At 34.3% G+C, this 19,796-nt stretch carries 21 protein-coding genes and 1 riboswitch; all 21 genes read left to right on the plus strand.

The genetic code is table 11. The annotated features are described in order from the left end of the window. The first annotated feature begins 49 nt into the window (after positions 1-49). The 21 genes from BUC25_RS08870 (at position 50) to BUC25_RS08970 (ending at position 19,791) form a co-directional block, all read left to right on the plus strand. On the plus strand, positions 50-1,303 hold the full coding sequence (locus tag BUC25_RS08870; RefSeq protein WP_073201517.1) for a bifunctional folylpolyglutamate synthase/dihydrofolate synthase: 1,254 nt from the start codon (positions 50-52) through the stop codon (positions 1,301-1,303). 216 nt (positions 1,304-1,519) lie between these two features. Next, complete coding sequence (locus BUC25_RS08875; RefSeq protein WP_073201518.1) at positions 1,520-1,981, plus strand: type IV pilus modification PilV family protein; 462 nt, start codon at positions 1,520-1,522, stop codon at positions 1,979-1,981. Next, a complete protein-coding gene (locus BUC25_RS08880) occupies positions 1,974-2,390 on the plus strand; it encodes a PilW family protein (protein WP_073201519.1) in 417 nt (138 codons plus the stop codon). Before BUC25_RS08875 ends, BUC25_RS08880 begins: the two co-directional genes overlap by 8 nt. Positions 2,391-2,399: 9 nt before the next feature. Continuing rightward, positions 2,400-3,845 carry a pilus assembly PilX family protein gene (locus tag BUC25_RS08885; protein WP_073201520.1) on the plus strand — a complete coding sequence of 482 codons (1,446 nt, stop codon included), beginning with the start codon at positions 2,400-2,402 and terminating at the stop codon, positions 3,843-3,845. 15 nt (positions 3,846-3,860) lie between these two features. Continuing rightward, positions 3,861-5,480, plus strand: a complete 1,620-nt coding sequence (locus tag BUC25_RS08890) for a GspE/PulE family protein (protein ID WP_073201521.1) — start codon at positions 3,861-3,863, stop codon at positions 5,478-5,480. Between the two features lie 9 nt (positions 5,481-5,489). Beyond that, positions 5,490-6,524, plus strand: coding sequence for a type IV pilus twitching motility protein PilT (locus tag BUC25_RS08895; protein ID WP_073201522.1), 1,035 nt, complete (start codon positions 5,490-5,492; stop codon positions 6,522-6,524). A gap of 14 nt (positions 6,525-6,538) precedes the next feature. Beyond that, the gene (locus BUC25_RS08900; protein WP_073201523.1) at positions 6,539-7,741 is read left to right on the plus strand and encodes a type II secretion system F family protein; all 1,203 of its coding nucleotides are present in this window, start codon (positions 6,539-6,541) and stop codon (positions 7,739-7,741) included. A 59-nt stretch (positions 7,742-7,800) separates the two neighbouring features. Continuing rightward, positions 7,801-7,884, plus strand: a riboswitch (cyclic di-GMP riboswitch). Positions 7,885-7,943: 59 nt separating this feature from the next. Then, positions 7,944-8,291 carry a prepilin-type N-terminal cleavage/methylation domain-containing protein gene (locus BUC25_RS08905; protein ID WP_073201524.1) on the plus strand — a complete coding sequence of 116 codons (348 nt, stop codon included), beginning with the start codon at positions 7,944-7,946 and terminating at the stop codon, positions 8,289-8,291. 87 nt (positions 8,292-8,378) lie between these two features. Then, a complete protein-coding gene (locus tag BUC25_RS08910) occupies positions 8,379-9,131 on the plus strand; it encodes a prepilin peptidase (protein WP_073201525.1) in 753 nt (250 codons plus the stop codon). A gap of 51 nt (positions 9,132-9,182) precedes the next feature. Beyond that, the gene (gene pilM / locus BUC25_RS08915; protein ID WP_073201526.1) at positions 9,183-10,154 is read left to right on the plus strand and encodes a type IV pilus biogenesis protein PilM; all 972 of its coding nucleotides are present in this window, start codon (positions 9,183-9,185) and stop codon (positions 10,152-10,154) included. Further along, positions 10,151-10,696: a hypothetical protein gene (locus BUC25_RS08920; RefSeq protein ID WP_073201527.1), complete on the plus strand. Its 546-nt coding sequence runs from the start codon at positions 10,151-10,153 to the stop codon at positions 10,694-10,696. The genes pilM and BUC25_RS08920 overlap by 4 nt, the downstream gene beginning before the upstream one ends. Next, positions 10,686-11,243 carry a hypothetical protein gene (locus BUC25_RS08925; RefSeq protein ID WP_073201528.1) on the plus strand — a complete coding sequence of 186 codons (558 nt, stop codon included), beginning with the start codon at positions 10,686-10,688 and terminating at the stop codon, positions 11,241-11,243. Before BUC25_RS08920 ends, BUC25_RS08925 begins: the two co-directional genes overlap by 11 nt. A gap of 159 nt (positions 11,244-11,402) precedes the next feature. Further along, positions 11,403-12,290 (plus strand): SPOR domain-containing protein, encoded by an 888-nt coding sequence (locus tag BUC25_RS08930; RefSeq protein WP_073201529.1) that lies wholly within the window; start codon positions 11,403-11,405, stop codon positions 12,288-12,290. 306 nt (positions 12,291-12,596) lie between these two features. Next, positions 12,597-13,265 (plus strand): RadC family protein, encoded by a 669-nt coding sequence (gene radC, locus BUC25_RS08935; protein WP_073201762.1) that lies wholly within the window; start codon positions 12,597-12,599, stop codon positions 13,263-13,265. A 312-nt stretch (positions 13,266-13,577) separates the two neighbouring features. After that, entirely contained in the window at positions 13,578-14,618 is a 1,041-nt protein-coding gene (locus BUC25_RS08940) for a rod shape-determining protein (protein WP_073201530.1), read from the plus strand. 12 nt (positions 14,619-14,630) lie between these two features. Continuing rightward, positions 14,631-15,509, plus strand: coding sequence for a rod shape-determining protein MreC (mreC, locus tag BUC25_RS08945; protein WP_073201531.1), 879 nt, complete (start codon positions 14,631-14,633; stop codon positions 15,507-15,509). Then, the gene (mreD, locus tag BUC25_RS08950; protein ID WP_073201532.1) at positions 15,506-16,045 is read left to right on the plus strand and encodes a rod shape-determining protein MreD; all 540 of its coding nucleotides are present in this window, start codon (positions 15,506-15,508) and stop codon (positions 16,043-16,045) included. The genes mreC and mreD overlap by 4 nt, the downstream gene beginning before the upstream one ends. Positions 16,046-16,081: 36 nt before the next feature. Next, positions 16,082-16,765, plus strand: a complete 684-nt coding sequence (minC, locus tag BUC25_RS08955) for a septum site-determining protein MinC (protein ID WP_073201533.1) — start codon at positions 16,082-16,084, stop codon at positions 16,763-16,765. Beyond that, the gene (gene minD, locus BUC25_RS08960) at positions 16,758-17,555 is read left to right on the plus strand and encodes a septum site-determining protein MinD (protein WP_073201534.1); all 798 of its coding nucleotides are present in this window, start codon (positions 16,758-16,760) and stop codon (positions 17,553-17,555) included. Before minC ends, minD begins: the two co-directional genes overlap by 8 nt. A 615-nt stretch (positions 17,556-18,170) precedes the next feature. Beyond that, entirely contained in the window at positions 18,171-18,950 is a 780-nt protein-coding gene (locus BUC25_RS08965) for a M23 family metallopeptidase (protein ID WP_073201535.1), read from the plus strand. Then, positions 18,937-19,791, plus strand: a complete 855-nt coding sequence (locus tag BUC25_RS08970) for a site-2 protease family protein (protein WP_073201536.1) — start codon at positions 18,937-18,939, stop codon at positions 19,789-19,791. Before BUC25_RS08965 ends, BUC25_RS08970 begins: the two co-directional genes overlap by 14 nt. Positions 19,792-19,796 lie beyond the last annotated feature (5 nt).

The raw sequence follows: 19,796 nt of genomic DNA on the forward strand, positions 1-19,796 counted from the left end.
ATTGAGAAACGGGGATTAGTTCTTTAAAGCTGTAAAGGGATGTGTGAATATGATACGAACAGAGGCAGACTTAAATAAATTCATGGAAAACAGACGTCAATTAGGGATAAAGCCTGGATTAGAACGACTTGATTATTTATTACAAAAAGTAGGTCATCCACAAAAGTCAATCCCAACTGTCCATATTGCCGGTACCAATGGAAAAGGTTCCACACTTACTTATTTAAAAGAAATATTAGCCGAAAGTGATTATCGTGTTGGTACTTTCCAATCTCCAGGTTTGCCAACTATTTTTGACCATATGGCAATTAACAATCACTCGATTACTCCACAAGAATTTTTAGCTATATTAAATGAAGTTTTGCCGATTATTGAAGAGATGGATGAGCGAGTTATGTCACCATCTGAATATGAAATTTTAATGGTAATTGCACTTCTTTATTTTAGAGGTAATATTGATATCGCTATTGTAGAAGCTGCAATGGGTGGAAGAGAAGATGTGACAAATCGAGTGAATCCCCTTCTCACGATTATTACAACGATCGATTTTGATCATATGAAATTTTTAGGTAATACGTTAGAACAAATCGCTTATCATAAAGCTGGAATTATAAAAGAAAAAACACCTGTTATCATAGGTGATTTAGATAGCCTAGCTAAAAAAGTAGTGCTATATGAAGCAAATAATTTATCAGCACCAACCTATGTATATAACGAGGATTTTTCGGTGACCGTGCAAGCTTCTCGTACTTTTAACTGGTCTAATTCTTTCAAAAGCTATCCAATTAAACTGTCGATGTTAGGAGATCATCAAATACACAATGCGTCATTAGCCATTCAAGCAATAGAATTATTGAAAAAGAAAGGTTTCTCTATTTCAAACCAAACGGTTCTAAAAGGATTGCTTCAAACAAAATTGGCTAATCGTATTGAAGTGATTTCACAGCAGCCTACAATAATTTTGGACGGTGCACACAATGTTCAAAGTATTACTAAATTGGTGGAAACTTTAAAAAAAGAAAAGGTTGAAGGTGCCATTAAAATTTTGTTTAGCGGGTTTCGTGATAAAAATATTAGAGACATGTTAAAAATTTTATCAACAGTTACAGAAGAATTAACCATCACAAACTTTCCACATGAGCGAGCTTTAACCTCTGAATTAATTGAGGATCATTATAGATATGATCCCCAGTCAAAAAGAGCCCTGCTTCAATTACTTGAGAATTCTGAAAAGAATGACATGATTATAATTACTGGCTCTTTATATTTTGTAGAGTACATAAAAAATATACTCAGTACTTAATGATGGCTTCTTGTAAACAATTTAATCAGGTATAACAATATATATTCTAAAAGAAACTTCACCTCTTTTTTTAGATCGATTAAATAAAGATAAAAATCACTTTTTTCAGTCCATAAGTCCTGCTAAATAGTGTATAATGGTACTAATAATTAGTAAAAAGGACATATGTTATTATCCTTGTGATCATGAGTTTAGTAATATGAGGGAGGTGAATTGATGGAATATAAATGGATTAAAAATGAAAAGGGGCTTACTCTGGTTGAATTATTAGCATCCATTGTGATTTTATCCATCATAGTTGCTGCTTTTCTTACTTTTTTCATCAATTCAGCTCGTACCACTAATGTAGCAGAAGAAGTGGTAGATGCTACCTATGTTACTCAACAACAAATGGAATCCATCTACCACTTAGCAACTACAAATAGTTTCAATCAATTTATTGATGCTATGAAAGACCAAGCTGATCACTCCCAAACTAATTCTTCTACTCATCGATTTACAATTAGCAGTAATTCTTACCGACTTGAAGTAACGGTAGAACCTGTCAAAGATAATGACAATAATTCTATTCCCGATTTAATTCGTCTACTTATCAAAACTTATGATAAGGAAAACAGGCAAAAGGTACAAATGGAAACAAGACTATTAACAAGTGAGGCAGGCGGTGCGGATGATTAAAAGTGAAAAAGGTATTACACTTATTGAATTATTAGGTGTTTTAGCAATTTTATCGCTTGTGATTATGTTAATCAGTTCCGCTCATTTATTTGGACAAAAACAATATATGCAACAGAAAGATGAAATTAATCATAAACAAGAAGTACAATTGTTGATGAGCCATCTAACTAAAGATATACGTATCGCTTCAGTTGAAGAGTTATCTGCAGGCGATGATTTAAAAATCGGCTCACACCATTATAAACTGGAGGGTTCATCTATCTATAGAGACAGTCAGATAGTAAGTACTAAACTCGCCGAATTTAACTATGAAATTACAGAGGATTATATAGATATTGAAATTTCAAGTGTTCAGGATAAGAGAGGAGAACAACATGATTTAAGCACAAGAATTTATTTTAGAAAGTAGGTGGCTGAAATGCATAAAATAAAAAAAATGTGGCTGAAAGATGAAAGTGGAGTAAGTCTGATGATCGTGTTAATGGCACTTGTCATTTTGACTCTCTTAGGTACAGCTCTGGCAACTATATCATTTGCTAATGTTAAGTTAACAACAAACGACCGTGAATATCAGTCCACCTACTATATTGCAGAAGCTGGAGTTAACCAAGCATACGCACAAATAGAAAACGAATTAATAGAAATATACGAAACCCGAAATAGTCAGGAAAGTTTCTTTACTGGAGTTAATGATTATCTTTCTATTGAGATTGATAATGTTGCCTTCGAAAATTTTGAAGAAAGCTTTTCAGAAATGCCAAAAGCGATAATATCTATTGACCAATTAACAAATGAAAACCCCAGCGAATACAAAATTACTTCCGAGGGAGTTATTGGCAATCGTTCTCGAACTGTAGAGAAAATAATTGAAGTGAAGTGGGTATCAAGAGGAACAGGTCCGATTTTACCTCTAAATGTAGCACTAATTTCTAAGGAAAGTGTGAAATTGACAGGTTCAGCAAAAGTTAATGGTCATGTCCATTTACTAGATGGTGGAGTAGATAAAATAACTTTAGATGGAAACGGCAATATTCACCAACCAGATCAAACATCAAAAGGATTAGTTCATGTTCATCCTGATTCTGTGGATCATGTACTTAATGTACCCGATTGGTATAATGATAGTCCAGAAATAAAAGGCTCAGACTCTCTATTTCAACTGGACAGTTTAATTGAATTGCTTGATATTGCCCCAGCCACCACAAGTAAAACAATGGGTGATATATCTATTTCCGGTAACACAAATCAAGAAATTTCGCTCTCCTCCAATACTTATATTGAGAATATACGCATTGAAGGAAATAATAATTTAAATATAGATATAGGTGATGATGAGTATCACTTGGTTGTAAACAATTTTGAATTGGAGCAAGGCCATGTAAATATTATCGGCTCTGGAACACTTCACCTCCATGTGCTTGACACTTTTTCTATTGGTGGAAGCAGCTCAATTAACAAAAATGGCACTATTAATCAGTTAAACTATTATTATTATGGAGGTAATCCGTTTATACTTGGAGGTTCACAGCGAATTAAAGGCTCACTATATATAGAAAAAGCAAGTGTTAATATAGGAGGAAGTGGTGAAATAGAGGGAGGTTATGTCTTAACTGGATCTTCAGATCTGACCATTGACGGTGGATCACATAATAATTTAGTTATTCTGGCTCCAAAAGCATTCGTGACTTTAGGTGGGGGTGCACAAGTAAATGGTGTTGTGATTGCAAAACGGTATGAAGCTAGTGGAGGCAATAGTATAAACTATCGAGATGTTAATACGGATGATTTTCCATTCGGAAGTGGAGAAGCTGTAGATAATATCGATCTTATCGAGGCACAACCGACACAAGAGACTGATGAATAGAGAGGAGGAAAATAAATGGCTATACGTGAAAAAAGAAAATTAGGAGACTTGTTAAAAGAGAATGAACTAATTACAGAAAATGAAATTCTGGAAGTTCTGGAAAATAAAAGTTCCAGACAAAAGCTGGGTGATGCCCTTGTTGATCAAGGTTATATAACAGAAAAACAATTATTACAAGTTCTGGAAGTGCATCTTAAAATACCCAGTGTCTCTTTATTCCGCTTTCCTGTTGATAATCAATTAATTGAATTAATACCAAAGGAAGTCGCCCGAGAAAATATATTATTCCCGATTGACCAGCAAGAGAATATTCTGACGATTGCTATGAATGACCCATTGGATTATTATGCGATTGATGATTTGGAATTGTTAACGGGTTTTGAAGTGAAGCCAGTTATTGCTGCAAAAGATGATATCCTGCAAGCAATTAATAAATACTATGATATGGATGAAACTTTTGAACAGGAAACTGATGATAAAGCCCCAGCCGTTCGAATCTTAGATCAGATATTACAAACAGGGGTCACTTTAAAAGCAAGCGATATTCATATTGATCCATATGAAGGAAATCTCGTGATTCGTTATCGAGTTGATGGGGTATTGCGGTCAGAGAAAACTTTTCCAAAACGAATTCAAAATGCATTAATTGCTCGTGTTAAAATATTAGCAGAATTAAATATAACAGAAACTAGAATGCCTCAAGACGGCCGAATACGGACAGTGATAGATGCGAAACCTATTGATTTACGTATTTCTACTTTACCAACCGTATTTGGAGAGAAAATTGTTATCCGTATCCTTGATCTTACGAACGTTATCAAAAGTTTGTCAGAAATAGACCTTAATGAAAATACATTAAAACAATATCGAAAACTTCTTGACCGACCCTCAGGTTTGATTTTATTAACTGGACCTACTGGTTCTGGTAAAACAACCACTCTGTATGGATCTATAAATGAATTAAATCAGGAAGATGTAAATATCATAACGATTGAGGATCCGGTAGAATACCAATTAGAAGGTATTAACCAGGTGCAAGTGAATAGTAATGTAGGACTCACATTTTCAGCCGGACTTCGTTCCATTCTTCGTCAGGACCCCAATATTATTATGGTGGGCGAGATTCGTGACAGAGAAACAGCTGAAATTGCAATTCGGTCTTCGTTAACAGGTCATATTGTCTTTAGTACATTACACACAAATAGTGCAATAGATGCGATACCACGTCTTTTTGATATGGGAATTGAACCATATTTGGTTGTCTCATCATTAAGTGGTGTTATGGCACAACGTCTTGTGAAAAGAATTTGCAAGGATTGTAAAGAAGAACGTGAAGCTACAGTTATGGAAAAAGAAATATTTCAACGCAGAGGAATGAATATTAATACTATTATAGCAGGAAAAGGTTGTGACCGTTGTCGCGGGACAGGTTATCGAGGCAGGATGGCGATTCATGAATTACTTGTTATTAATGATCACGTCAAAAAATTAATGTTACAGCAAGTGACAATTTCAGAAATAAAACAACATGTGAAGGAACAGGGAATGTCCTTTTTAATTGATGATGGATTAGATAAAGTGAAAAAAGGATTCACAACAATTGATGAAGTATTGAGAGTAGCATTAGAGGAATAGAGGTGAAGTATGAATAATTTAGTGGAATTATTAACGAAAGCATTTCGCCAAAATGCATCTGATATACACTTGACTGTCGGCTCATTACCGATTTTTCGTGTTGATGGACGGTTAATTCCTTATAAAGGTGATGTTATCAGACCTGAAGATACAAAAAATATGACAAAATCCATCGTTACAGATAAATTGTGGGACCGTTTAGAGCAAGACAGAGAGATAGATTTATCCTATGGCATATCTGGTATTTCCCGGTTTCGGGTCAATATATTTTATCAGCGGAATAATCTTTCAATGGCATTTCGTGTGATACCTACGAATATTCCAAAATTAGAGGAATTAGAGCTGCCAGAGATACTTAAAAATATTGCAATGAAACCACATGGCCTAGTATTGGTTACAGGCCCAACAGGGAGTGGAAAAAGTACTACTTTAGCTGCAATGATCGATTATATGAACCAACATATGAACCGACATATAATTACCTTGGAAGATCCCATTGAGTATTTGCATAAGCATCAACAGTCTGTAATTGATCAGAGAGAGATTGGCTTTGATACTTTATCTTTTCAAAAAGGATTGCGTGCTTGTTTAAGACAAGATCCCGATGTTATTTTAGTTGGGGAAATGCGGGATTTAGAAACAATTTCTACAGCCATTACTGCAGCTGAAACAGGACATTTAGTATTGGGAACCTTGCACACACAAGATACAGCATCCACAATGGATCGCATTATTGATGTATTCCCTGCAGCACAGAAAGATCAAATTCGTATCCTCTTGGCTAATGTTTTGGAAGCGATCATTTCTCAACGTCTATTTAGAAATGCAGAACAGCCGGGAAGAGTGGTAGCTACTGAAATTTTGATTAATAATGCAGCTATTAAGAACTTAATACGTAATGAGAAAATGCATCAAATACAGAATGTGTTGCAGACATCACGAGATCAAGGGATGCATACAATGGAGATGGATATACGACAAAAAGTTAAGGAAGGTTACATTACTCGTCAGGATGCGGAGCCATATCTATCAAATATAGAATAGGAGGTGATTAGATCGTGGCATTTTATTCCTATAAAGCAAAATCGGCAGATGGGAAGATGAAAAACGGTAAATTGGAAAGCGAAAATAAAGCAGAAGCTGTAGAAGAACTTAATTCAATAGGTTTACATGTTTTTCAAATTAAAAAAGTTAATTCTCTTTTATATCGCGATATTTACATAGGCAATCCTATTAAACATAAAGATTTCATCGTATTCTTACGACAATTTTCTACATTGGTTGATGCTGGATTATCTTTAGTAGATACTATTGAAATTTTAGCTGAACAATCAAATAGTAAAGTATTAAAAGAAGCTTTGGAGGAAGTACAGGATATGATACGAGAAGGCAAACCTTTATCTGAAGCCTTTTCTCATTTTCCTAAGTTGTTTCCTTCGTTACTGATAAGCATGATTAGAGCTGGAGAAGCAAGCGGTAGATTGGATGAAATTTTAGACCGTATGGCAACTTATTATGAAAAACAATACCAATTAAAACAGAAAGTAATTACTGCACTTACATATCCTGCTGTAATAGGGATTTTGTCGCTTTCTATTACTATCTTTTTATTTGCATATATTGTACCAATTTTTGCGGATATGTTTTTATCATTTGGACAGGAATTGCCTTTTTATACTCAACTAGTTTTAGATATGAGTGGGTTCTTTCAGAAGTTTTGGTGGATTATTTTGATTATCATTTTTATGTTGGTTTTCTTTATGCAACTAATTGTTAAAAATGAAGTAATGGCCTATAGGTTTGATGTTATAAAATTAAGGATGCCTATTATAGGAACATTTATTCAAAAAGCAACACTGTCAAGAATGACCCAAACCTTAAGTTCACTTATTAATAGTTCTGTTTCTATTTTACAAGCAGTTGAAATTACGAAGGATGTTATAGATAATCGAGTAGTAAAGGGAGTTTTAGTGGATTGCAAAAAGGCATTGGAAAATGGGCAATCGTTAGCTAAACCTATGAAAGAACATTGGGTTTTTCCAAAATTAATAACCCAAATGATTGCGGTGGGAGAAGCAACAGGTTCCATAGATCAAATGCTGAAGAAAGTGTCTGATTATTATGAACAGGATTTGGAAGAAGCTTCCGACAAGCTGAAATCGTTAATAGAACCAATTATGATTGTTTTTTTATCAATAATAGTAGGGTCTATAGTACTAGCGATTGTTATTCCTATGTTTACTTTATTTGAAACAATTTAGTACTTTTTTGCACTTTTTTACTAGACATAGAGGGAAAATATAGTATAATATAATCAAAGAGTTAGAACAGAGACATTGATCATTTACCTTAATTTGGGCACTTTGGCAAATGGGAGTTAGTAGTGCAACCGGCTGGCATCATAAATGAATATTTGTGTTGTGAGTCTTTTTTATTGTTTAAAATGGTGAGGAGAGTGAAAAAATGAATGCTAAGTTAAGAAAAATGTTAAAGCAGGAAAAAGGTTTTACTCTAGTCGAACTTTTAGCAGTTATTGTTATTTTAGGTATTATTTTAGCCATTGCTATACCAGCTATAGGGAATATTATTGATAATGCTGAAGATGATGCTAATGAAGCATCAGAAGAGTTGATTTTGGATGCTGCAAGATTAGCTGATGTCCAAGATGATTTTGAAAGTGGTACTACGACGATTCAAGACTTGATAGATGATGGTTATTTAGAAGTAGATCCTGATGATTTGCCAGAAGGAAGATCTAATTCAGATACGATCAGTAAAGCCGATGACACTGGAACCTTCTCATTTGATTGATCGCTGACAAAATTCTAAAATAGAATTGTATAATTAAATTTTTGAGACTCCTCTAAGAGGAGTCTCAATCTATTAGGAGATAAAAAAATGGAATGGATGTATTACCTGTTTTTCTTTGTTTTCGGTGTCATACTTGGCTCATTTTTTAATGTAGTAGGGTTACGAGTACCGGAAGGAAACTTTTTATCGTCAAATAGGTCCTTTTGTCCGAATTGTAAAAAAACATTGCAATGGTATGAACTAATACCTGTATTTTCCTACCTTATTCAAATGGGGAAATGCAGAGGATGTTATCAATCCATTAAGAAACTTTATCCTATCATTGAAATTCTTACAGGCATTTGCTTTGCTGTAAGTTATTATTTCTATGAAATCAGCCTTTCTCTATTATTTGCTTTACTAGTTACCTCATTAGCCATTATCATTATAGTAACAGATAGCACTTATTATCTAATACCAAATAAAATATTGTTGTTTTTTGTCCCGTTTCTTGTTGTTTATCGAATTTTTGTACCTATTGATCCATGGTGGTCACCGTTAGCTGGTGCAGTTGGTATTTTTATTTTAATGGTAATTATTATCTTTGTTAGTAATGGCGGTATGGGTGCAGGGGATATGAAATACTACACCTTATTGGGATTGGCTTTTGGTTATGTTGATATTTTATTAATCTTTTTTCTATCAACTTTATATGGAACCGTAATAAGTATAATGTTGATAATAACTGGTAAAGCTGGAAGAAAATCGGAGATTCCGTTCGGACCATATATTAGTATCGCTACAATCACCGTTTTATTTTTCGGAGAACACATCAAGAATTGGTACTTATCATTTTTTTAATAATAAGTTAACAATTTTTAATGACCCGATCACATTAAAGGGGGAATCATCATGGCTTTATTTAAGAAAGATGCGGTCAATGTATCGATAACAGACCAAAGTATTCGCTATTTAGTATGCCCCAATCACAAAAATAAGCGTGAAGCAGATTATGGTGAGATGGTGTTGGATGCAAATATTGTGGAAGATGGTAAAATTATTGATCATAAAAAATTAATGACAGCATTCAAAAAATTAGTAGATGAAAAAAGATGGAAAGGACGTAAGTTGCATTTTATTGTGCCTGACAGTTTTGTAACCATGAGGTCCGAACAAATTCCAGCATCATTAACTAAAGAAGAGGCTAAATCTTATATTAAATTGCAATTAGAAGGAAGTATTCGTTTACCATTTAAAAACCCGCTCATTGATTTTCATATCACAAAAAAGGGCGAACAAAAAAATGATATTTTACTTTTTGCTTATCCAGAGGATCGCCTTCAGCCCTTTTATGAGCTTTTTACTGATGTCAGCCTCAAGCCTCAAGTGGCCGATTTATCCTTTTTAAGTATATATCGCATATATGCAGAATTAGATTTATCATATGATAACCAGCATCTCTTAATGATTCAATGGAATACATCTGATCTTGTGTTGACAGTATTCCATAAGGGCCTTCCTATTTTTAACCGGCATATAAATTTTGCAAATATGTTTGATAATTATATTACTAGTGACAATAATCAGAAAAGCATATGGTATCAGAATAATGATATCGTTCAAAACTTTATTGAAGATCAGTTCGTAACGATCGAACGTTTTATGGATTTTTATCAGTATTCTGTAATGAATGGAAACGCTCAAATCACTGATATAGTTTTAACGGGCGATGTACCGGTAAGAGAAAATATTCACCAACAACTGTTAGACCGATTTGAATTATTGATCCATCCAGTTCCCTTACCTTTTGACTTAAATGAGGAATATAGTAAATTATATGGACTTTGTATTAAAGGTAAAAAGAATGAGGGGCGAATTAAATGATAGAAATTAATTTTTTTGAAAAAAGAAAAAAGAATATTGCTCCCTATATTTTAGCTGGTATTTTCGTGATTGGACTTATTTCTATTTTCATTATTAGTTATGTGATAACAAATCAATTATCACACCAAAAAGATGTAAATTTAGCAAAAATAGAGAAACAAACAGATATAGTTGAAGAATATCAAAAAGAGAAGTTAGTACAAAGCCAAGTACGTGAGTTGGAATCTCAGGTTAGTCAAATAGAAGAAGCTAAGTTTCCAACCGTTTATTTGTATCAATATGTTCAAAATAGTTTGCCGTTAAATACAGAAATAATAGAGTATCGTTTCTCCCTTACAGATAGATTATATATAAGACTGCAGTTTAATGATTTTGATCAGGTAGCTGAATTGCAGAGGTCATTCGTGGATACTTCCTTTTTTGAGCAAGTAGATATAGATGTTATAAGTTTAACGGAGGAAGAACAAACTTCTTATGAAAGTGAATTACTTATAGATATTGATAGAGATCAGCTAAGTGAGGTGGCAGAAAATGCAGATTAAGTGGTCACGTACATATATATTGCTTTTAATAATGATTTGTGTACTATTAATTGGTGTTTTCTTATACATTAAAGCGAACTGGCTGGATATGAAAAGAGAGTCATTACAAGTAACCGAACATACACTAAGTGAACAACAGGAATTAATTGACTTTGCGAGCAACACCGACCGTTCAAAACAATCTTGGTTAAGTGATAGTGATAATTTGAGAAAAAAGATTCCGACTGCTGCCAATGTGGATCAATTGGTTACTTTAATAAAAGGGATAGAAAAAACCTCCAATATAACTGTTAAGCAAATGAATCGTCTTTCGAACCAAGAAGTGCCAGAACAAGATTTTTACCCTGCAGATATAACCTTATTGGAATATCAATTAGATGTGGAGGCTTCTTCATTACATGTATTTGAACAATTTGTTAATAATTTAAGTAATAGTGAGCGTGTAATAGAGCTGACACATATATATTACACTGCGGAAGAGGAGATTCTTACAGGGAGCGTCATTATTCGTTCTTTTTTTAATGAAAATATCTTAATCAATAATTAACCACTTAAGTTTATCTAATTCTGAGACTACATTTCTTGAATGTAGTCTTTTTTGTCATTAATTGAAGAAATCTTTTAATAGTTTTATGACAAAAGTCGTCTTACATCTCACTATAGATATGATAGGGTGATAGAAAAGGATTTGAAACGAGGGATTTTCGTGAACAATAAAAAGCAAATTTCGATCCAGTTAAATCAACCACCGTCTGAAAAACCTAAAGCTAATGCAACAAGTTTGGAAGAGTATATTAGAGAAAATCACCACCCTGTTATGGATGAGGATCAAACATTTAAACGCAATTATACACCAGGTTCAGATCCATTTTATTCTCCGAAAAGACAAACATTTTGGAAAAGATATAAATCATTCTTTCTGTCGGCTTTAACAGCTATATTAATCGGCTCTTTCTTAGGTTTTCTAATGTTAAAGATTTTTATTGATATTGATCCGGAAGAAGTGACTTTTGATTCGAACTCTACTAATAATCAGGCGGTTACAGCATCGTCTGATGAAGCAGATGAAGAAAATGAAACTACCAGTTCTGAAACGGAAACCTATCAAGGTCATAACTTTCATTTTTTTGTAACACAAGCAGGAGTATTTTCTACGGAGGCCGGAGCAGAAGAACTAGTTCAAGAGTTAAGTACTGAAGGAATTAAAGGGATGGTATGGCATCGTGATGATAGCTTCCATGTATTTGTAGGTCTAAATTCAACACTTGAAGGATCTAAGCAATTTGCAAGTGCAAATTTCCCAACTGGAGAAGAATTTTATGCAGGTAAAGAATGGCAAACAAATGCAAATGAACTTCATGTTGCAAAGCAAGATATTGAATGGCTACAAACACTAGAAACAAATATAGAAGAACAAATATCAAATACAAATGAACTATCCGAAGTAGAAGAGTGGTTAGAGGGAAAACCAGAAAAACCTACAGAAACATCACAAGCAATTATAGCTGAAATCGACATTTTAAAAGACTTGAATGAAGAGCAAGCTATTCAAGTTCAATTGTTATCTATCTTATTCCAATACGAAAATTTATAATGGCTTAACCTTCCATAATCATTGCAATTCAGGTTTTCATCATTAACAAGTAAGCTTTGTTAGTAATAACTGTTGCTACCTTTTATGCTGGGAGTCTGAAAACTCCTTCTGATTGAAGCAATTTCATATTATTGAGTATGTCACCTCAGAAGATAGATGATTTTTCTTATATAAAAAACAGATTATGTGTACTAAGCAAAGGTGAGAAATCAATATTACTTGGTTTGCTGAAGATAAGCCTTCTCATTACAATAGAGTATATTACAGTGAAGGAGGCTGAAGTAGTTGGAAATTACCTCGATTAAAATGAAGGATGTTCCAAAAGAAGACCGGCCAAGAGAGAGGTTATTGGAGTATGGCGCAAGCGCTCTCTCTAATCAAGAATTATTAGCTATACTATTAGGATCAGGGACACAAAAGGAAAATGTTCATCAATTAGCAGAAAAAGTATTACGTCACTTCGAAGGGTTACGTATGCTGAGGGAAGTAACAATTGAAGAATTGACTGAAATAAAAGGCATTGGACAGGCTAAAGGTGTTAATATATTGGCGGCAGTTGAATTTGGGAGAAGAATTCAACAGTTTAAGGAGAAAGAAAAATACGTAATTAGAAGTCCAGAAGATGGTGCTGATTATGTAATGGAAGAAATGTGTCGTTTAAAACAGGAACATTTTGTCGTTTTATTTTTGAATACAAAAAACCAGGTCATACACAGACAAACTATTTTTATAGGAAGTTTAAATGCTTCTATTGTCCATCCCCGAGAAGTATATCGTGACGCTATCAGAAGATCTGCGGCCTCTATTATTTGCGCTCATAATCATCCCAGTGGCGATCCTTCACCATCTCAAGAAGATATTCATGTCACTAAGCGTTTGTTAGAAAGTGGTAAAATGATAGGAATCGAGCTATTGGATCATTTAATTATCGGGGATCATAAATTTATTTCATTAAAAGAAAAAGGGTACTTATAGCACTATCTATTTTTAAAAAAATTCAGTATAATAAAGGCAACAAGCTTTTAAAGCGCCATATACAAGATTGCTTGTATATTGGCGCTTATTATTGTACGTTAGGAAAGTCATAAAATTTAGCGATGAAGTAGTTCAATGAAGGGAAAAAATATGAATGTACAAAGTAGAAGAAAAACTTCGGCATTCGCTAAGAGACGAGGCGAATGCTGTGTTTTTCTAATGAAAATAAATAAATGCTTGATAGAAAGCAAATAAAAGCATAAAATACGGAAGTAACTATTTGTATAATTATGGGTGAGAGGAAGAAAAAGATTGGGATTATTTAGTTTTTCGCAAGATTTAGGAATTGATTTAGGTACAGCAAATACATTAGTATTTATTAAAGGTAAAGGAGTTGTTGTACGTGAACCTTCCGTTGTTGCTATCAATAAGTCAACAGGAGCAATCGAAGCAGTAGGTGGTGACGCTAGAAATATGATTGGCCGTACACCAGGGAATATTTCAGTAATTCGTCCAATGAAGGACGGAGTGATTGCAGATTATGATACAACTGCTTCAATGATGAAGTATTATATAAAACTAGCACAAAAGAATCGTTCAAGCTTTGCTAAAAAACCAAATGTAATGGTTTGTGTGCCATCAGGTATTACAATGGTAGAAGAGCGGGCTGTCATTGACGCGGCAAAAGCGGCTGGAGCAAAAGATGCTTTTCCAATTGCTGAACCATTTGCTGCAGCTATTGGAGCAGGTTTACCTGTTTGGGAGCCAACCGGAAGTATGATTGTAGATATTGGTGGAGGAACAACAGAAGTAGCTGTCATTTCACTAGGCGGGATTGTAACTAGTGAGTCCATTCGAACTGCTGGTGATGATATGGATGAAGCAATCATTCAATATGTGAAAAGAACGTATAACCTAATGATAGGTGAACGATCTGCAGAATCCATCAAAATGGATATTGCTTCAGCAAAGCCCTCTGCGGAAAAAGTGGAAATGGATATACGTGGACGTGATTTACTGACAGGTTTACCTAAAACAATTAGTATTTCTGCTTCAGAAGTTGCTTCCGCATTAAAAGATACGGTAGATTCTATAATACAAGCAGTCAAAGTTACACTTGAACGAACACCACCAGAATTAGCTGCCGATATAATGGATCGGGGTATTGTTCTCTCTGGCGGTGGAGCACTTTTAAAAGAATTGGATAAAGTAATTAGTGATGAAACAAAAATGCCAGTGTTTGTTGCAGACGAACCTTTAGACAGCGTAGCTATAGGAACAGGACAATCTCTTGAATATATTGAACATTTCCGGGCCCATCCAAATGTTGGGGTGCAACACTTATCGGATTAAGAAGGTGTTATCATGTTTTATAAAAAAAAGCGTTTATTTATATTTTTAATTTCCTTGATAATTATTGTAGGATTAATTGGTTTTTCGTTAAGAGAACGATCTGAATTAACAATCATAGAAGATTTTATTCATGACACAGTAGGCTGGGTACAAGAAGTTGTTAATCAACCAATTTCTTTTACCACAACTTTTGCAAATAATGTCAAAGAAATTAGAAATGTCTACCGTGAAAATCAAAAGTTAAAATCCAGTTTAGAAGAGATGCGTCAATTAGAATATGAAAATCAAGAATTATCAAAGGAAATAAATGAATTAAAGGAAACTTTAGAGAAAACCGATTCAGATTTTTTACAGAGCTTTAATTCCATACAAGCATCTGTGATAGCTAAAAGTAAAGATCAATGGTTTAAACAAATAACAATTAATAAAGGAACACAAAATGGTGTTGAACCTAACATGGCAGTGATTACCGGTAAAGGTATGATAGGAAAGGTGCAAAACAGTTCTCCATTTACGTCAACTGTATTATTACTAAATGGTTTTGACCGAACTAACAGAATTTCTGTAAATGTCGATGTAGAAGATGCAAAAACAGATATCTCTGGTTTTATTGTCGGTTATGATGAGGAATCGGAACATTTGTTATTAGAATTAAATGAAAAAAATCAAGAATTATCTAAAGGTCAGTATGTTTTTTCTTCTGGTTTAGGCGGAGTTTTTCCTAAAGGACTGGAGATCGGTGAAATTGTAGAAGTACAAGCAGATCGCTATGAACTAACTAGTATTGCCCATGTAAAACCTTCAGCAGATTTAGAACAATTAAATCATGTGATTGTAATCGATCGGAATATGCCAACCGTTGATGAGCAAGTCGAGGAGGGTGAATCATGAAAAACATGATCCCCTTTCTAATTGCAATTATTTGCTTTATTCTAGTAATACTGGAAGGAACATTATCCTTAATCAACGTGTCCTTATTCGCAGATGATTGGATGATCGTTTCCCATTTTATGTTTTTGTTTTTAATATATGTTACTATTTATTTTGAAAAAATAACTACTTTTTATGCAATTGCGTTATCTATTATCTTTTCTTTGATCGTAGATATTGTCTATACCGATGTAATTGGGGTCTATGTATTTGCGTATACATTGGTTTTATATATTATCAGAGTCTTTATGAAAGTGTTGCAATCCAATTTTTTAATTGCAATGCTGATGACAGTTTTTGGGGTAATTACTACAGACATTTTGATTTTTTTCCTATATAATATTATTCAAATACACCAATTAAGTTGGGAATTTTATTGGCATAACAGATTGATTCCAAGTGGGGTTTGGAATTTAATCGCTGGCTTGTTTATATATATCGCTTTTGCTAAAAGATTACAGAAATGGTCGTTCATTAAATTTGAACGGTCGGATTGAATATCTGTAGTGATCGTTTTAAGGGGTTGAAAACTTGTGACAACGAATAAATGGATTACAATCAAGGGGACAAGAGACGGTCTGACCCTATTTATGAATGATAACTGTTCGTGGGACGAGCTTCTTATTGAATTGGATGAGATTCTATCTGCAAAGCATGTAACAGTAGATGAACCACTAATTACAGTGAAAATCAAACTAGGTAATCGCTACATTACGAGAGAGCAAGAGCAAGCATTGCTTGAAATTACACGAAAACATAATAAATTAGTAGTTGATCAAATAGTTTCTAATGTAATTCTTAAGGAAGAAGCTCTTAACTGGAAGGAAGAAACAGATATAAAGTTACATAATAAGGTGGTTCGTTCTGGACAAGTACTTGAAGTTAACAGTGATGTATTGTTAATAGGAGACGTAAATCCAGGAGGGAAAATTATTGCAACAGGAAACATATTTGTTTTAGGGAATTTAAGAGGAATTGCACATGCTGGGGCAAAAGGAAACAGAGAAGCTGTAATTGCTGCTTCTTATATGGCTCCAAGTCAATTAAGGATAGCTGAAATTATTAGTAGATCACCAGATTCAGATAAAGAAGGTGTCCCAATGGAATGTGGTTTTATCGAAAAAGATGGTGAACAAATTATAATGGATCGAATCAGTTCTTTAGTAAAATCTCGGCCACAACTAAATGCTTTTGAAAGGAGAATTATGAATGGGTGAAGCAATTGTTATTACTTCAGGCAAGGGTGGTGTCGGTAAAACGACCACTACTGCAAATCTAGGAACTTCATTAGCATTACTAGACAAGAAGGTATGTTTAATTGACACGGATATAGGTTTAAGAAATTTAGACGTTATAATGGGATTAGAAAATCGCATTATTTATGACATTGTCGACGTGTTAGAGAAAAGATGTAAAATTTCTCAAGCGTTAATTAAAGACAAGCGTTTTGATTGTTTATATTTACTTCCTGCTGCACAAACAAGCGACAAGTCAGCTTTAACACCGGAAGGTATGGTAGAAATAATAGACGAATTAAAACCAGATTACGATTACATATTAATAGATTGTCCAGCAGGGATTGAACAAGGCTATAAAAATGCAGTTGCAGGGGCTGATAAGGCGATTGTTGTTACTACACCTGAAAAATCAAGTGTACGAGATGCAGATCGAATTATTGGATTATTAGAACAAGAGGATATTGAACCACCTCACTTAGTAGTGAATCGTATTCGAAATCATATGGTTAAAAGTGGTGACATGCTTGATGTCGATGAAATTGTCCAAGTATTATCCATTGATTTATTAGGCATTGTAGCGGATGATGATGATGTAATAAAAGCATCTAATCATGGAGAACCTGTTGCCTTTCAACCAAATACAAAAGCATCCATTGCGTATCGTAATATTGCAAGGAGAATTTTGGGAGAGTCTGTTCCATTGTTATCTTTAGAAAAGAAAGAAACATTTATCGATAAAGTAAAAAAAGCATTCGGCATACAGAAATAATCAAAACTGGGCGATCAACGCCCAGTTTTATTTATATTAGACAAAATCTGAGCAATAAGCAGAGTGGTAATTTTGAATGAAAGTATGTGCGTAACAGCCGCTACGGCTTGCCCACTTCGATTTCCGGGGGGCATGCTCTTCAGCTAACTTTGAAAAGAAAAACACTTTTCAAAGTGGATCTTCAGATCATGCTAATCCCCCAGGAGTCGAAGTGGACGCCTGCGCTGGATAAAAATCTACAGTGGATGCAAGAGTTAGGATAATGACTACCTATCTCGTCATGTTTATAAAGGCTAAGTTTATAACTGTTAAAATCGTTGTAGAACCTATTTATAGCGTAGGTCGCCCACTTTCACTCCTGTGGGAATGTTTTACCTGAAGATCCACTTTTTCAAGCGGTCTATGCTTGATAAAGTTAGCTGAAGGGAAAACCCCATGGACAGGGAAGTGGGCAGCCGGAGCGGATAACTAATAGACAATTCATTTCAAAATTATCACGACTCTTACTTCGCAGTTTAGTTTTAAAGTGTTTTTCGTTAAATCGTAGTATCTGTTCATATTCCTATGGTTGTCCACATATACTTGTACAAACGTTGGGAAAAGGAATGGATGCTGATGAAAAAGAATAATCTTTCACAAATACGCCAAAATATTTCAAGACGAAAACTATCAAAAAAGAAAATCTCTTCGACTAAATTATCACAAATGAAAAACACGTCATTTTTTAATCGGAATTCGGTTGAAGATGAAGAACGGCATGGATTCTCGCCATCTATGAATCAATATCAAGGTGGAAAGGATGAATCGACCTACTTACGCCCTTTTTTAGTGAAAAGTGTGACTGCTACCATTATATTTTTCATTACAATGGTTTCTGTTTCAACGGATCATAAGTTACTTGAACAACCCAAAAATTGGACAAACTATGCAATGACTGAGGAATTTCCTTTTGCAACTGTAAATCAATGGTATCAGGCAAGGTTTGGAGCACCGTTTGCACTTGAGGCAGATCTGGGAAGTAGAGAAGATTATAAGCCAACCGCACTACCAGTATCTGGTCAAATAAGTCAGACTTTTCAAGAAAATGGTGAAGGAATTTTGATCTCTTCTAATGATGAAACAGAGGTCATTGCAGTGGATGCTGGAACGGTACTTTTTGCAGGTAACCATCGAGAAACAGGAAAAACTGTAGTTATTCAGCACCCTGATCAAAGTAAGTCCATTTATGGGAATTTAACAGATCTCAATGTACACTCCTATCAATCCATACGCGCCAACCAGCAAATCGGCAGTTATCAACCAGAAGAAACAGATGTCGCAATGTATTTTGCAATTGAAAAAAATAATGCGTTTTTAGACCCAATTCAGGTGATACAAGTTGATGAGCAACCTTAGACTACCACCGATTCATATTCATCCTATTTTATTTTTCTTTATTTTTCTTTCGATTGCGACAGGGATGTTAGTTGAATTAATGGTTATCTTTTTTATCGTTCTCATACATGAACTGGGACATTATAGTTGTGCGCGGTATTTTAATTGGCGAATTCGGCGCATTTTTTTATGGGTTTTTGGAGGAGTCATGGAAACAGATGAATATGGGGCAAGACCTCTTAAAGAAGAATGGCTTGTTACCATCGCGGGGCCGATGCAACATATTATTATCTTTATCTTTCTGTATGTAATGGAATATACGAACCTATTACCAGACTCAACGATCGCTTTAGCCTATCACTACAATACATTTATACTTATTGGAAATCTGTTGCCTATATGGCCACTTGATGGCGGAAAGCTTGTCCAGCTATGTTTGGATTCTTTTTTTTCTTACCAGGTCTCCCATCAATGGATGATTTCGATATCTTTGGTTAGTATTGTTGGTGTAAGTGTATTGGTTTATCTGCTGGATTGGTTTTCTTTAAGTTTTTGTTTACTTATGATTTTTTTTATTTTGGAAAATCGATTAGAATGGAAACAAAGATATTATAAATGGTGGCGGTTTCTATGGAATCGTTATAGTGAAGTCACCTATTTTCCAAAAGTGCAAATATTAGAAGTATCAACAGATATTCGTTTGATCGATGTTTTCCGTTTATTTAAAAGGGATACTTTTCATCAAATTAAAATGTACGATAAACATGGAAACATACACCTTTTAACAGAAAAGCAATGTTTACACAATTATTTTGAGAATAAAAACGTTCATGCACGCATGGAACAACTAATTACAAGCTAGGAAGA

This window comes from Gracilibacillus kekensis, assembly GCF_900143085.1.
In the GTDB taxonomy this organism is placed as follows: Bacteria; Bacillota; Bacilli; order Bacillales; family Amphibacillaceae; genus Gracilibacillus; species Gracilibacillus kekensis.